The sequence below is a fragment of the Paenibacillus sp. 32O-W genome (assembly GCF_007679495.1).
Lineage (GTDB): Bacteria > Bacillota > Bacilli > Paenibacillales > NBRC-103111 > Paenibacillus_L > Paenibacillus_L residui.
Genome location: NZ_VEGP01000022.1, coordinates 56,066 through 71,180 on the forward strand (window position 1 = coordinate 56,066; position 15,115 = coordinate 71,180).

General features: G+C 50.8%; 13 protein-coding genes and 3 tRNA genes. 14 read left to right on the plus strand and 2 right to left on the minus strand.

Translation table 11 applies throughout. From position 1 onward, the window contains the following. The first annotated feature begins 23 nt into the window (after window positions 1–23). The 8 genes from FS806_RS11075 (at window position 24) to pyrE (ending at window position 10,107) form a co-directional block, all read left to right on the plus strand. Window positions 24–944, plus strand: a complete 921-nt coding sequence (locus FS806_RS11075; RefSeq protein ID WP_225312714.1) for an RluA family pseudouridine synthase — start codon at window positions 24–26, stop codon at window positions 942–944. Window positions 945–1,357: 413 nt separating this feature from the next. Beyond that, window positions 1,358–1,909: a bifunctional pyr operon transcriptional regulator/uracil phosphoribosyltransferase PyrR gene (gene pyrR / locus FS806_RS11080; protein ID WP_370451774.1), complete on the plus strand. Its 552-nt coding sequence runs from the start codon at window positions 1,358–1,360 to the stop codon at window positions 1,907–1,909. Window positions 1,910–1,917: 8 nt separating this feature from the next. Beyond that, window positions 1,918–2,823, plus strand: a complete 906-nt coding sequence (locus FS806_RS11085) for an aspartate carbamoyltransferase catalytic subunit (RefSeq protein ID WP_144935897.1) — start codon at window positions 1,918–1,920, stop codon at window positions 2,821–2,823. A gap of 118 nt (window positions 2,824–2,941) precedes the next feature. After that, window positions 2,942–4,231, plus strand: coding sequence for a dihydroorotase (locus FS806_RS11090; RefSeq protein ID WP_144935900.1), 1,290 nt, complete (start codon window positions 2,942–2,944; stop codon window positions 4,229–4,231). 79 nt (window positions 4,232–4,310) lie between these two features. Continuing rightward, window positions 4,311–5,474 (plus strand): carbamoyl phosphate synthase small subunit, encoded by a 1,164-nt coding sequence (locus tag FS806_RS11095; protein WP_144935903.1) that lies wholly within the window; start codon window positions 4,311–4,313, stop codon window positions 5,472–5,474. Then, window positions 5,461–8,682 carry a carbamoyl-phosphate synthase large subunit gene (carB, locus tag FS806_RS11100; protein ID WP_144935906.1) on the plus strand — a complete coding sequence of 1,074 codons (3,222 nt, stop codon included), beginning with the start codon at window positions 5,461–5,463 and terminating at the stop codon, window positions 8,680–8,682. The genes FS806_RS11095 and carB overlap by 14 nt, the downstream gene beginning before the upstream one ends. A gap of 84 nt (window positions 8,683–8,766) precedes the next feature. Beyond that, window positions 8,767–9,450, plus strand: a complete 684-nt coding sequence (gene pyrF, locus FS806_RS11105; protein WP_144935933.1) for an orotidine-5'-phosphate decarboxylase — start codon at window positions 8,767–8,769, stop codon at window positions 9,448–9,450. Continuing rightward, window positions 9,451–10,107, plus strand: a complete 657-nt coding sequence (pyrE, locus tag FS806_RS11110; RefSeq protein WP_304505321.1) for an orotate phosphoribosyltransferase — start codon at window positions 9,451–9,453, stop codon at window positions 10,105–10,107. Between the two features lie 653 nt (window positions 10,108–10,760). Here the strand turns inward: pyrE and FS806_RS11115 are convergent. Continuing rightward, the gene (locus tag FS806_RS11115) at window positions 10,761–11,273 is read right to left on the minus strand and encodes a 2'-5' RNA ligase family protein (protein ID WP_144935908.1); all 513 of its coding nucleotides are present in this window, start codon (window positions 11,271–11,273) and stop codon (window positions 10,761–10,763) included. A gap of 126 nt (window positions 11,274–11,399) precedes the next feature. Here FS806_RS11115 and FS806_RS11120 point away from each other — a divergent pair, with 126 nt between their 5' ends. The 5 genes from FS806_RS11120 (at window position 11,400) to FS806_RS11135 (ending at window position 12,725) form a co-directional block, all read left to right on the plus strand. Next, a complete protein-coding gene (locus tag FS806_RS11120) occupies window positions 11,400–11,957 on the plus strand; it encodes a phosphatidylglycerophosphatase A family protein (RefSeq protein WP_144935911.1) in 558 nt (185 codons plus the stop codon). Window positions 11,958–12,073: 116 nt separating this feature from the next. Further along, the gene (locus FS806_RS25725; protein WP_186328320.1) at window positions 12,074–12,244 is read left to right on the plus strand and encodes a hypothetical protein; all 171 of its coding nucleotides are present in this window, start codon (window positions 12,074–12,076) and stop codon (window positions 12,242–12,244) included. A 194-nt stretch (window positions 12,245–12,438) separates the two neighbouring features. Further along, window positions 12,439–12,515: transfer RNA gene (locus FS806_RS11125), tRNA-Met, on the plus strand. Window positions 12,516–12,536: 21 nt separating this feature from the next. After that, window positions 12,537–12,613 (plus strand) — tRNA-Ile (locus FS806_RS11130). Between the two features lie 23 nt (window positions 12,614–12,636). Further along, window positions 12,637–12,725: transfer RNA gene (locus FS806_RS11135), tRNA-Leu, on the plus strand. A 215-nt stretch (window positions 12,726–12,940) separates the two neighbouring features. Here FS806_RS11135 and FS806_RS11140 read toward each other — a convergent pair. Next, window positions 12,941–13,927: an S-layer homology domain-containing protein gene (locus FS806_RS11140; protein WP_186328321.1), complete on the minus strand. Its 987-nt coding sequence runs from the start codon at window positions 13,925–13,927 to the stop codon at window positions 12,941–12,943. A gap of 250 nt (window positions 13,928–14,177) precedes the next feature. Between FS806_RS11140 and FS806_RS11145 the strand changes: the two genes are divergently transcribed. Beyond that, window positions 14,178–15,035: an alpha/beta hydrolase family protein gene (locus tag FS806_RS11145; protein ID WP_260982057.1), complete on the plus strand. Its 858-nt coding sequence runs from the start codon at window positions 14,178–14,180 to the stop codon at window positions 15,033–15,035. The last annotated feature ends 80 nt before the right edge of the window (window positions 15,036–15,115 follow it).

Consider the following 15,115-nt stretch of genomic DNA (forward strand, 5'->3'; position numbering starts at 1 on the left):
TCTTAACTGACTCCGATGACGATATGGATGGGGAAACGTTCGAGTGGACGATCGAGGCTCAGGAAGCGGGAATCCGTATTGATAAATTTCTGGCCGATGCCTTGCCCGAAGATATTTCGCGGACGCAGGTGCAGCAGTGGATCAAGGGCGGGGCGGTTCAGGTTAATGGCTCGTCGGTCAAGCCAAACTATAAGCTTCAGCCAGAGGATGCTGTTGTGCTGGACGTTCCCGAGGCGGAGGAAGCGGCTATCGTGCCGGAAGCGATTCCGCTTGAGGTTCTTTATGAAGACGCGGATGTTATCGTCATTAATAAGCCTAGAGGAATGGTGGTTCATCCGGCGCCGGGACATACTTCGGGAACCGTGGTGAATGCGCTGCTGGCTCATTGCCGGGATTTGTCCGGAATCAACGGAGTGATGCGACCCGGAATAGTTCATCGAATAGACAAGGACACTTCCGGCCTGCTGATGGCCGCCAAGAATGATCTGGCCCATCTTTCGCTATCCAAGCAGCTTAAGGACCACTCGGTGATTCGCAAATATATCGCGTTGGTGCACGGCCGGGTTCCCCACGATCAAGGAACGGTGGATGCTCCGATCGGCCGCGATCCGAACCATCGCAAACAGTTTATGGTAACAAGCCATAACAGCAAGCATGCCGTGACCCATTTTGCGGTCCTGGAGAGGATGGGTTCTTATACATTGCTGGAATTGAAGCTGGAAACCGGCCGAACACACCAAATTCGCGTTCATATGAAATATATCGGCCATCCTCTGGTCGGCGATCCGGTCTACAGCAGCAGTAAACGGGCAGGGATCGAGGGCCAGGCTCTTCATGCCGCGGTGCTTGGCTTCGTACATCCCCGTACGGGCCGGCAGCTTGTCTTCGAGGCTCCTTTACCGGAAGATATGAATCATCTTCTTCAGCGTGTGCGGCAGCTTTAAAAAGGTGTCTGATAAACCGGAGATGAATCAGGAGGTCCGCTAGTCCGTGGATGGCTCCTGAATTTTTTGTCGCAATCGGACAGCTTGAACCGAATCAATATTTTTCTCTTGACATCTTTTGTCGGGATGTGGGATAATTCTTTTAGTTAAATAGCGCCTTTAAATTCAGTCCCGTGAGGCTGGCAAGGTGATCGTTACAATGTCATTCAGAGTGCAGTAAGTATCTCTGTGTTTCTTGGTGAACTCTAAACACAGTTATCGCGCGTACCCGCCGATGAGATGCTTCCTGCCTGACCCTTGCCTACGGGCAAGGGTTTTTTTGTGGACTTTCCTCTCCGGAATCGTTGCGGATAAGGTCTTCCGGAAGCGGAGCGGTAGTAACGAAGGCGCAGAACAGGAGGCAGCGAAACGAAGTGATTACCCAGGATAGACGGATTTTGCTGGACGATACGGCTATTCGCCGGGCTCTCACCCGGATTGCCCATGAAATTTTGGAGAGGAACAAGGGTGTCGACGATTGCGTTCTGATCGGAATTCGGACGAGGGGAGTATACCTTGCCGAGCGGATTGCCAGACGAATAAGGGAGATCGAGGGTGTTCCTATACCGGCTGCAGCGATCGATGTGACCTCATACCGCGACGATGTGTCCCGGCAAAGCAGAGGAAACCCGGCACAAGGCATTGTTGAGCCGGAACTGGATATTCACAACAAAAAGATCATCCTGTTCGATGATGTACTGTTCACAGGGCGCACCGTCCGTGCTGCGATGGACGCCTTAATGGACAAGGGCCGGCCGCAAATGATTCAATTGGCGGTGCTTGTAGACCGGGGACATCGGGAGCTGCCGATTCGTCCGGACTATGTCGGCAAGAATATCCCGACTTCCAAGCTGGAGGAAATTGTTGTCCATCTGGAGGAAGCGGACGGTCAGGATGAGGTCATCTTATATAATAAAGGGAGCTGACAAGCACGATGCAGACTAAAACAATGACGGATAAACATTTGCTTGGGCTTAAAGGAATGAGCGAATCGGAGCTGGAGTCCATTCTGGATCGTGCTGCTTATTGGGAGCAATACCCCCAGAAGGTTACTCAGCATCTGCAGGGCCGTTTTGTCGCTAACATGTTCTTTGAGAACAGCACCCGCACACGGTTTTCGTTCGAAGTCGCGGAGAAAAGAATGGGGCTGGAAGTGCTCAATTTTACCGCAGCCGTGTCCAGTGTGCAAAAGGGAGAGTCCATATACGATACCGTTAAGACGCTGGAATCTATGGGGATAGATGCAGGAGTAATCCGGTTGAAGCCTAACGGGGTGCTCGATGAGCTTGCCCGTCATGTCCGAATCCCGCTGATCAACGCCGGCGATGGAAGCAACGAGCATCCGACTCAGGCGCTGCTTGATCTGTATACGATGCGTAAGCATTTCGGCGCGGTCCGCGGGTTGACCGTATCCATTATCGGCGATATCAAGCACAGCCGGGTGGCCCGCTCGAATCTGTGGGCGTTGGGCGCAATGGGTGCACGGGTGAAATTTTGCGCTCCGGATGCGATGCAAGCTCCCGAGCTTGCGGAATACGCTCCATATGTCACAATGGACGAAGCCTTGCAGTCGGATGTTGTCATGATGCTGCGCGTACAGTTGGAGCGCCATGAGCAAGGAATGCTGAATTCCGCCGAGCAATATCGCGAAGGTTACGGTCTCACAGTGGAACGGGAGCGGAAAATGAAGGACCATGCCATCATTATGCACCCGGCTCCAATTAATCGGAATGTAGAAATTGATGACGAGCTGGTAGAGCATCCAAGGTCGAAAATTTTCACTCAAATGAGCCATGGGGTCCCTGTCCGGATGGCCGTTATCGAACGATCTCTAACTTGATGGGAACGAATTTGAAATGGACTATCGGCAAGATTGGCGGCAAGTAGGAGGCGGCTCTATGGAGCAGAAGCCTATCTTTATACCGTAATTAAAGACAAGGGCTGAACAGGAGGAGCTTATGGGAACTTGGATTGTCAACGGGAAGATGCTGGATGGTGATAACCGTCTCGTTAATAAAAATATTTTGATCGAAAACGGCAAGATTACAAGCATAACGGAGCCTAAGGAAGGGCCGGATAACCAGAGCGACGGTCATGAGAGGATCGATGCCAAGGGACAATTAATCGCTCCGGGGTTGATCGATATGCACGTTCATCTGCGGGAGCCCGGATTTGAGCATAAAGAAACGATAGCGACCGGCACAAGGTCGGCGGCCAGGGGCGGATTCACGACGATCGCCTGTATGCCCAACACCCGGCCGGTAGTCGATACCCCCGAGACCGTGCGGTACATTCTCGACAAAGCAGAGACCGAAGGAGTGGTCAGGGTGCTTCCCTACGGGTGCATTACCGACAACCAGCTAGGGCGGGAGCTGACCGATTTTGAGGCGCTGAAGGATGCGGGCGTGTTCGCCTTCACGGATGACGGGGTAGGGGTTCAAAGCGCGCAAATGATGAAGGACGCTATGGCGAAAGCGGCCGAGCTCGGAATGCCGATTGTCGCTCATTGCGAGGACAATACGCTGGTTGTTGGCGCCCCCGTTAACGAGGGAGCCTTCTCCCGCAAGCACGGGTTAAAAGGAATTCCGAACGAGTCCGAAGCCATTCACGTTGGAAGAGATATTTTACTGGCGGAAGCTACAGGGGTTCATTACCACGTCTGCCACGTGAGCACAGAGCAGTCCGTGCGGTTGATCCGCCAGGCCAAGCAGCTCGGGATCAAAGTAACGGCGGAGGTTTGCCCGCATCATCTGCTGCTGTCGGATGAGGATATTCCGGGACTGGACGCCAATTGGAAAATGAATCCGCCTCTGCGGTCTCCGCGGGATGTACAAGCTTGTATCGAGGGAATCGAGGATGGAACGATCGATATTGTCGTAACGGACCATGCTCCGCACAGTGAAGAAGAGAAGGCCAAAGGGATGCAAGCGGCGCCTTTCGGAATCGTCGGTTTCGAAACAGCCTTCCCGCTTCTGTACACCCATTTTGTTCTGAAAGGGAAATGGACGCTTCAATTTCTGCTTGACCGGATGACGGTTAAGCCCGCCGAAATCTTCGGACTGCCATGGGGAACCTTGCAGGAGGGAGCTGCGGCGGATCTGACTTTGATTGATCTGGATACAGAGAAGGAAGTTAATCCTGCCGAGTTTTTGAGCAAAGGGCGGAATACTCCATTTACGGGCTGGAAGCTCAAGGGGTGGCCTACCCGGACAATAGTGGCCGGGCAAGTGGTCTGGAGTGAGGCTTAATCCCTTCGCAAACCAATGGAATGATAGAGAACGAAGCAATGGACAGCAGGATCAAGACAAGCTAAAGGAGCGATGAACGATGCAGGCAAGATTATTATTGGAAGACGGCACTCTGTTCACCGGCAAAGCATTCGGAAGCGAAGGCGAGTCGACCGGAGAAGTCGTATTTAATACCGGCATTACGGGTTACCAGGAGGTTATCTCGGACCCTTCCTACTGCGGGCAAATCGTTACGATGACCTACCCGCTGATCGGAAACTACGGAATTACGAGGGATGACTTTGAATTTATCCGGCCGTTCATTCACGGTCTTGTCGTAAGGCAGCATGAGGAAATTCCCAGCAACTGGCGGGCACAATATACGCTGGATAGCCTGATGAAAGAATATGGAATCATCGGAATCAGCGAAGTGGACACCCGCATGCTGACCCGGATCATTCGCCAGCACGGAACGATGAAAGGTATTCTGACGACCTCCAATAAGTCGGTGGAAGAGTTGAAGGAGCAGTTGAATGCAATGACCATCATGCGTGATCAGGTAGACCGGGTCTCGACCAAAAGACGCTATCACCTGCCGGGCAATGGCGAGACGGTGGTGCTGGTCGACTTCGGCTCCAAGGACGGAATCGCCCGCGATTTATCGAAGCGCGGCTTCGATGTCGTCGTTGTTCCTTATGATACGACGGCGGACCAGATCCGGCGCATCCATCCCGACGGAATTATTCTGTCCAACGGGCCCGGAGATCCGAAGGATGTTCCCCAAGCTATCGAAATGATCCGCTCGCTGCTGGGCGAGTACCCGATCTTCGGGATCTGCCTGGGGCACCAATTGTTTGCTCTCGCTTGCGGTGCCGATACCGAGAAGATGAAATTCGGCCATCGCGGAGGCAACCATCCGGTTAAAGATCTGGTGACCGGCTGCTGCTATATTACCTCCCAGAACCATGGCTACACCGTAGTCCAGGATTCATTAAAGGGAACCGATCTTGAAGTTACCCATGTCAACAATAACGACAAAACGGTGGAAGGGCTCAAGCATAAGAAGCACCCTGCCTTCTCCGTCCAATATCATCCGGAGGCGGCACCGGGACCGTTCGATTCCGGATACTTGTTTGATGAATTCCAAACGATGATTCGGGAATTTAAACAAAGCCTTCCGAATATTCCGCAGCAAGCCAAGATGCTGGCCGCTGCCCAAAAGACAGCCGAAGCGAAAGGAGAATTGAAGCATGCCCAAAAATAATGAACTCAAAAAAATTCTCGTCATCGGCTCTGGCCCCATAGTAATCGGACAAGCCGCAGAATTTGACTATGCCGGAACCCAGGCTTGCCAAGCTTTGAAGGAAGAAGGGTATGAGGTTGTACTGATCAACAGCAACCCGGCTACGATTATGACCGATACCAATATGGCGGATAAAGTATATATCGAGCCTATTACGCTGGATTTCGTTACCCAAATCATCCGGCAGGAGCGTCCGGACGGCTTGCTGCCTACTCTCGGCGGACAAACGGGATTGAATATGGCCGTTGAGCTTGCCCGCCACGGCATTCTCGAGCAGGAGAATGTCAAGCTTCTCGGTACACAGTTAACCGCCATCGAGAAGGCGGAAGACCGCGATTTGTTCCGCGAGCTGATGAGAGAGCTGGAGCAGCCGGTACCGGATAGTACAATTGTTACTACCGTTCAGGAAGCGGTCGACTTTGCCGAAGAAATCGGCTATCCGATCATCGTTCGTCCGGCCTATACCCTGGGCGGAACGGGCGGCGGAATCGCCTCTACGAAGGAAGAGCTGATCGAAACGGTTCAGTCGGGTATCCGATACAGCCCTATCGGCCAGTGTCTGATTGAGAAAAGCATTGCCGGCATGAAGGAAATTGAATATGAGGTTATGCGCGACGCCAACGACAACTGCATTGTCGTTTGTAATATGGAAAACTTCGATCCGGTCGGTGTTCATACAGGGGACAGCATCGTTGTAGCTCCAAGCCAGACTCTGTCGGACAAGGAATACCAGATGCTTCGTTCCGCCTCGCTGAAAATTATTAGAGCCCTTCATATCGAAGGTGGCTGTAACGTTCAGTTTGCTCTGGACCCTCACAGCTATCAATACTATGTCATTGAGGTTAATCCGCGGGTCAGCCGTTCCTCGGCACTCGCCTCCAAAGCGACCGGTTATCCGATTGCCAAGATGGCGGCCAAAATCGCTATCGGCTATACGCTGGATGAAATTGTTAACCCGGTAACCGGGCAGACTTACGCCTGCTTTGAGCCGACGATTGACTATGTCGTATCGAAAATCCCGCGCTGGCCTTTCGATAAATTTACCGGCGCCAACCGGAAGCTGGGAACACAGATGAAAGCTACCGGGGAAGTGATGGCCATCGGCCGCACCTTCGAGGAATCGATTCATAAGGCGGTTCGTTCGCTGGAAATCGGTGCTCACCGCCTGTATTTGAAGGAAACCGAGCTGGTGGATGGGGAAACGCTGGAGGAGCGTTTGAAGAAGCCTGACGATGAGCGGATTTTCTTGATTGCCGAAGCGTTCCGCAGAGGGTATACTGTAGAAAAAATTCAGGATCTGACGAAGATTGACTGGTGGTTCCTGACGAAGCTTGAAGGTCTTATCCGCTTCGAGCACCAACTGCAGCAGCCGGAACTGACCCCGGAGCTTCTGCTGGAAGCCAAGCGCAAAGGCTTCACTGACCGGGCGATTGCGGAGATTCGCCGCTCTGCGAACGTTCAGTTCGACCATATCCTGGAGGCCGACATTCGCGCTTATCGCTTGCAGAACGGAATCAAGCCGGTCTACAAAATGGTCGATACTTGCGCAGCAGAGTTCGAAGCAACCTCTCCGTATTATTACTCGACCTATGAAATGGAGGACGAGGTTCAGGAATCCTCCAAGGATAAAGTCGTTGTGCTCGGTTCTGGTCCGATCCGGATCGGCCAGGGGATTGAATTCGACTATTCCACCGTGCACGCGGTCTGGGCCATCCAGGAGGCCGGCTATGAAGCGGTCATTATTAACAACAATCCGGAGACTGTCTCCACTGATTTCAATACGTCTGACCGCCTGTATTTCGAGCCGCTCTTCTTTGAAGATGTGATGAATGTCATTGAGAGAGAGAAGCCGATTGGCGTTATCGTTCAGTTCGGTGGACAAACGGCAATTAATCTGGCTGCACCGCTGGCCAAGGCCGGCGTACGGATTTTGGGAACCGACCTGGAGCATATCGATGCTGCCGAAGACCGGAAGAAGTTCGAAGCTCTGCTTCGCAAGCTGAACATTGCCCAACCGCCGGGAGGAACCGTGACTTCGGTGGATGAAGCGGTGGGTACGGCTGCGAAATTCGGTTACCCGGTTCTTGTTCGCCCCTCTTATGTACTGGGCGGCCGGGCTATGGAAATAGTTTATTCCGATGCGGAATTGCTTAACTATATGGAATATGCCGTGAAGATCAATCCGGAGCATCCGGTTCTGATCGACCGCTACATGCTCGGCAAAGAAGTGGAAGTCGATGCGATTTGCGACAAGGAAACCGTCCTGATTCCAGGAATTATGGAGCACGTCGAGAGAGCCGGGGTCCATTCCGGAGACTCGATCGCGGTTTATCCTCCGCAGTCGCTTTCGGAAGAGATCAAGCAACAGATTGTTGAAATCACGACCAAAGTGGCCAAAGAGCTTGAAGTCGTCGGCCTGGTCAACATTCAGTTTGTCATCTATCAAGAGCAAGTTTATATTATCGAAGTAAATCCCCGCTCCTCCCGTACCGTGCCTTTCTTGAGCAAGGTAACCGGAATTCCGATGGCCAATGTAGCGACCCAGTTGATTATGGGCAAGAAGCTGAAGGAAATTGGTTACGAAGGCGGATTATGGAAAGAGGACGATCAGGTGTCGGTCAAAGTTCCTGTCTTCTCCTTCGCGAAGCTGAGAAGAGTCGATACCACACTAGGTCCGGAGATGAAATCTACGGGAGAAGTTATGGGGCGTGACGCCAGCTTTGCCAAAGCGCTGTACAAAGGGCTGATTGCTTCGGGAATGAAGATTCCGACAACCGGATCGATTATTGCGACGGTTGCCGACAAAGACAAGGAAGAGGCTATAGAAATTTTGCGCGGCTTCCATGATCTCGGTTATAAAATTGTTGCGACCGGAGGCACCGCTAAAGCTCTGTCGGCTGCCGGTCTGAAAGTGGATCACGTGAGGAAGCTAAGCGAAGGGTCGCCTAATATTCTGGACCGGATTCGCAATGGGGAAGCTCAATTTGTCGTGAATACTCTGACCAAAGGCAAGACCCCGGAGCGCGACGGCTTCCGCATCCGCCGCGAAGCGGTAGAGAACGGAATTGTCTGCATGACCTCCTTGGATACGGTTAGAGCACTGCTTGGCATGCTGCAGGCGATTAACTTCTCCTCTAGTCCGATGCCTGCGAACAAAGCACTTCGCTAGAGCCAGATTAAGTAAGAACTATCCGAAGAAGGACTTTAAGGAGGCTTTGCTGTGGGCTTACAAACGGAAGTGGCGGGTAAGATCATGGTCGCTCTCGATTATCCCTCTGAGCAAGAGGCCAATGAACTGCTTCAAAGCTTGCAGGGAATTCCTTGCTACATGAAAGTGGGCATGCAGCTGTTCTATGCGGCTGGACCAAAATTTGTCGAGAGGTTGAAGGAGGAAGGCTATAAGGTCTTCCTCGACCTCAAGCTTCATGATATCCCTAATACCGTTAAAGGAGCTGCTGCGAGCATTTCGCGGCTTGGGGTGGATATGTTTAATGTCCATGCCGTGGGTGGCACCAGGATGATGGAGGCTGCTCTGGAAGGCGCTGAAATGGCTTCCGCAGGGGCGCGTCCGGTTGTTATCGCGGTCACTCAGTTGACGAGTACGAATGAACGGATGCTGAAGGAAGAGCTCGGAATCGGCGCTACGATGGAAGAGACGGTGGTGCGTTATGCCCGGCTGGCCGGGAAGGCCGGCCTGGATGGTGTCGTAGCTTCCCCATTGGAGGTCGTCCGTATCAAGGAAGCGATGGGGAAACCGTTTCTGACCATCACCCCGGGAATTCGTCCACGCCATGCGGCTGCAGGGGATCAATCGAGAGTGATGACTCCGGCAGAAGCTTTAAACACGGGAACGGATTATATGGTCATCGGCCGCCCTATTACGGCCCAGGCTGATCCGCGGCAAGCCCTTGAATCTATTATTGAGGAGTTGATTTAGATGAATTCAACGACCCACAATTTGCCTCGGGAGATTGCAGAGGCTCTGCTTCAGATCGGTGCTGTTGCGCTTAGCCCGAATGAGCCCTTTACCTGGAGCTCCGGATGGCTCTCGCCTATCTATTGCGATAACCGGCTGACTATGTCCTATCCGAATATCCGCAATAAAGTGGCGGAAGGCTTTGCTGCGATTATTCGAGAGCAATATCCCGAGGTGGAGATTATCGCGGGCACGGCTACCGGAGGAATCGCCCATGCCGCTTGGGTGGCGGATAAACTGAACTTGCCTATGGTGTATGTGCGCAGCAGCGCCAAAGGCCATGGCAAGCAGAAGCAGGTGGAAGGGGTCCTCAACCCGGGCAGCAAAGTCGTCGTCATCGAGGATCTGATCTCAACAGGGGGAAGCTCGCTTAAAGCAGCTTTGGCCGTTAGAGAAGCCGGAGGAGATGTGCTCTCGGTGCTGTCCATCTTTACTTATCAGTTCAAAGAAGCGCAGGATGCCTTTGCCGCAGAGAAGATTGCAATGAACTCGCTCTCCAATTACACGGCGTTGCTGGAGGCTGCGGTCGAACTCGGAAAAATTAGGGAAGAGGATTTGGCGCTTCTCCAATCATGGAGAGAGAACCCGGCTGCTTTCGGCAAGGATGGAGCCAATTAGGAACGGACGGGCCGAAGTTTAAACGGCAAGAGATTCACATAGAAGCTGAATAACAAAAAGTCTTGATTTCAACCACGCGTCACTTGACAAATGCCAGGCCTGTACCGGGAGATGCCTCCGGACAGGCCTATTTGGTATTTGGAGGCCAATCCTCAAATGAAAACCAGGGGACATAAGAATGAAGAAAGAGCATTGAAAGAAATTAAGCAAAATTTTATTCAAATCTGTGAAGAATGCCGCATTATATAAATAACGGGTGCATTTTAAAGGTAAATTGCAAAGGTAGCTATTAAAGACATGCAAGCTTCCCATACGGAATAAAGAAGGAAGAATCGATCATTTAAGGTTTACTTTGGGAAATATCAGTATAGGTTGAAGATGCATAAATAAGCGGGTATAAACAAAATCGGGAGGGTGTCAGGCTAAGGCGGGAGCAAGAGATAATGTCTATCAGCCTCTCCCTGCACCGGCGCAGCTAATTACCAGCTTTGACTTCGCCCTGATGTGCAGGGAACGGCAAGGCCAGGGTACGAAACATCCGGGTCTCGTCATGTGTGTGCCTGTAACCGTTTATAAGAGGCTGTTTTCATTTTGGAGGGGTATCTTGACTAGAACATTCACGAGTTAGGCTTTGCATGGAACTAAAGCCTTCTCTATTTTTGGAGCAGGAACGTTTGATAGACTGTCCAGGCTTGGTTGTCCGTCTGGTAGAGCAGGTGAAAGCGGTCAACCAGGAATTCCAGTCCGACATCCACTAATCGGACACTAGAGAGAACATCGTGAAATTCCTCGTTGCCCAGTTTTTGACCGATGGTCAAATGTGGAGTATAACGGTAAGCTTTCTGCGGTTCTTCCAACGGTCCCTGACAAATTTCCTCGTGTAAGCGGATGAACGGGTCCGCATCCTCCAAGGCCAAGTAAATGACATTGCTGACCGGAAGGAAGGATGAAAACCGGTTGACCTTGGCGGTAAAGGCCGGCAGGCGTTGGGATGCTTCGTTGAGCAGGGTTATCGCTTCTTCCAATTGGCGGTCGTCCCAGTCCTCCGCCTCGCGGATGGTAAAATGAGGCTGAATCAAGCGATAATGAGGATCATAGCGTTTGCGATAGCTGTTGGCAAAATCTTGAACTTCCTTGCCCGGAAAAACGACGATTCCGTATTTCATGGAAAATAACCTCCTTTCCCCTCTTGCTTTTGTTAGTGAGCTATTATAACGTATTCTTTAATTATTCTAACATCTAATGCCGCACTTAGCCAAGATTGATAAAACAACGAAAATAAGGTGATGAATATGATTCGCAAAGTTCACAGCAACGAGGTCAAGCAAGCCGTCGTGCAAAAATTAGAGGAGCGCGGCGTAACCACTGAAGAAATTGCCGAAATTGTCTATGAGATGCAAGCTCCTTATAATCAAGGACTTCAGCTCAGTGATTGTATAGACAGCGTGCATGCCGTTCTGAAAAAAAGAGAGGTTCAGCATGCGCTTCTCGTTGGCATCGAACTGGATATGTTGGCCGAGCAGAATAAATTGTCCGAGCCGCTGCAGTCGTTGGTGGAGTCGGATGAAGGATTGTTCGGCTGCGATGAAACTTTGGCTCTCGGGTCTGTGCTGGGCTACGGAAGTATAGCGGTGACCACCTTCGGACATCTGGATAAGCATAAGATCGGGGTTATCAAACGCCTGGATACCAAGAGAGGCCACGGCATTCATACGTTCCTGGACGATTTGATCGCCAGTATTGCCGCTTCCGCATCCAGCCGGATCGCCCATAGATTAAGAGATTTGGAGGAGCAGGAAGCCGAGATTGCGGCAGATAGCGAAGCCGGCGAGAGCGCAGATCAGGCTTAGTTAAGTTTCCCCTATTGAAATGATTTTATCCACCTCTGTCCCGGGCAGCAATAAAAAGCGGCTTAAAGGGATAAGCTAGCAATAAAAGAAGTTCGCAGGACAGGGGTGCTTTACTCGTGAAATGGATTTATTGGTCTAAACTTTATGAAAGCAAATTTCAAGCCGGCTGCCTCGCCAAGAGGATGGAGGAGGACTGGTGGTTATACGGATACGACTGCCCGCAGGCGGTGGAAGTATACCGTTCGAAGAAGGGCCGGTTTGGAGTTCGCTATATATTGCCTCATTAAGGCTAGTTTAGATATGTAAGAGATTAGGTTTTGGACCGCATTGTCACTTGGGGTTAGCCAAAAGACCTCCTTTAAAAAGGGTTTTTCATCTTCGAAAAATGCGTTAGAAGGTTTTTATAATTTACCTCTTGACACTAATGGTGCAAATGGTGTATATTTATTTTTGTCGCTGATTAAATAGTCTAGCCAATTAACGCGGGGTGGAGCAGTCCGGTAGCTCGTCGGGCTCATAACCCGAAGGTCGCAGGTTCAAATCCTGCCCCCGCAACCAAATTTCAAATTCAAAAGTTCCGGGCCTTTAGCTCAGTTGGTTAGAGCGATCGGCTCATAACCGATTGGTCGGGGGTTCGAGTCCCTCAGGGCCCACCATGATTATGACAGGCTGTTTCTATGCCGGGGTGGCGGAATTGGCAGACGCACAGGACTTAAAATCCTGCGATAGGTTGCTATCGTACCGGTTCGAGTCCGGTCCTCGGCACCAAACCAGTGCATTGAAGTGTCGGACTCTTGTGTTACGAGTTCAACCTGAAACTCCAGGTTTCCCAGACAGATAGGTCGAAGGAAACGGCAGGAGTTTTTTTATTTATAAAAAAATTTGGGATATAGTAAAAGTCCTCCCCATATGGGTGAAGGACTTTTTTTGGTACAATAATAGGTTTATTCGTTTAGCTCCGGGTTAATGGCCCGGTGTATCTTTTACTGTTTCGCCTGAGCCTCAGCGGATGTGGAAGAGGACTCTCCCGGGAAAGCCGGCGATGAAACCCCCGAGCTGAGATTTGGCTCAATTACGACCGTATAGCGGCTGTCTACATAGGTTTCCGCTTTCGCTTCCGTCATGACTTGAGCATACATGTGGCCCGGTATCGGCTCATGCAGCGTGTAATAAAGCGTGGCTTGCTCGTCTTGAAATTCAATCCGGTCGATGGTCACGCGATAACCGCTGTTGCCTTTCATTCCCCAGGTTACTGTTGCTTTATTAATTTGGTCGTTCACTTTTTCCATAATTAATTCCACTTCGGAATTTTGAGCCGGAGGCTCAGGGCTATGCTCTTTATTTGCCTTTACGAATTTCCTGGCTGCATGAATCATGCGGCTTGCTTCCGAACGGGTAATCTCATCTTTGGGACGGAAAAGCCCGTCGGCATTCGTTTCGGCAATGTTGGAGATCAACAGACGTTGGATGCTGGTCATATATTCCTTGTCGACCTGCTCTTCATCTGCAAAGGACATATAGATTTCAATAAAGGCATAATCACCTGTCAATTCCACCGCTTTGTACAGAAGATCGGCGAATTGCTCACGGGTCAACCGTTGCTCCGGATCCAGATCCTTAGCTAGAGGAAGTCCATTAAGCTGAGCGATCATTAACGAAGCGGCATACCATGCATCATCAGGGACCTGACTGAAATAATCGCTAGCCTTCGGTTCCTTAATAAACTTGATCTCATCGATGTTCAGGTCCAATGCATTGACGATCAGATGAACGCCCTGTGCATAGTTCAATTTGCCTTTCGGCATAAATTCCGTCTCAGAAATTCCGCTAATAATCCCGTCTTGATGTAAAGCACGGATTTCGGCTTCGGAGGGATCCTGGGAAATATCCGAGAACGCCCATGCAGCCGGCGCAATGATCAGGACGAACACCATAAGTAAAGTCAAAGCTATTCCTCGCTTATTCTTCATTCCTATCACCTCCTTATCCCCTAAGACGGGCATTCACTGGAAAAGGTTGCATGTTGAATTTTTTTTTTTTTTTTTTCACTAGAAAGTTTAAGCTTCATTAAGCTATTCAAAGGGGTGGCGTAAGCCGTTTATCCTTGTTATTCCCCGTAGAGGATGGACGTGCAGTGTGTAGTTCAGTTGCCTGAGATCAAGACATCATTTTATACTTGAGAGGAAGTGCATGTTTAATTTTATATAGGGAGGGAGTTTCTTGTCTGTTTCTATAGAATGGTCGATGGCTGCTGATCGGAAGATACGGGCCGATTTTTACCCTGCAGAGCGCGAATCTGTGGGAACGCTTCTCGTTTGTCACGGTTTCAAAGGGTTTAAAGATTGGGGCTTCTTTCCTTATATAGGCAAGAAGCTTTCGCACAAGCTTGATGTGATCGTATTTAATTTTTCCCACAATGGAATCGGTGAGAATGGGACGGATTTCACGGAGTTGGATAAGTTTGCACTCAATACTTACTCCAGGGAATTGGAGGATTTGGATTTTGTCGTTCATGCCGTTCGGGACGGTTTGTTTCCTGAAGAGAAGCGGCCCCAGACAGCGCCGCTATTTGTGCTGGGACATAGCCGGGGGGCCGGAGTCGCATTAATTTACGCTTTGGATCATCCGGATCGAATCTCGGGTGTGGTCAGTTGGAACGGAATTACCCATCCGGACTTTTTCGAACATAAAGTAAAGGAACAAATAAATGCCAACGGAATAGGGTATGTGGTTAACGCCCGCACCGGCCAACAGATGCCGCTGTCTAAAGAAATATTAGACGATATGGAGAGGAATGCGGACCGATACGATATCGTGGGCCGAGCCAAAGGCTCCCGGCTTCCGATTCTTTTGGTTCAGGGGACGGAAGATTATGCGCGTCTGGTAGAGGGATCCAAGAAGCTGCTGCAAGCCCGTCCGGACATTGAATGGCATAGGGTCGAGGGAGGAACGCATGCCTTTAATGTGGTCCATCCTTTCCAGGGCACGTCAGAACCTTTGGAGGAGGCCCTGCGGGTAAGTAGTGATTGGATTATGAAATTAGACCCCCATGCCGCTGACCGCGGCACCATCAGATGATGAAAATGGATGGGTTTTCAAGGTAGAATAGAGTTGAATTGCTTCAATAGTGTGAAATTTGAAAACTAAATGGATTTCAT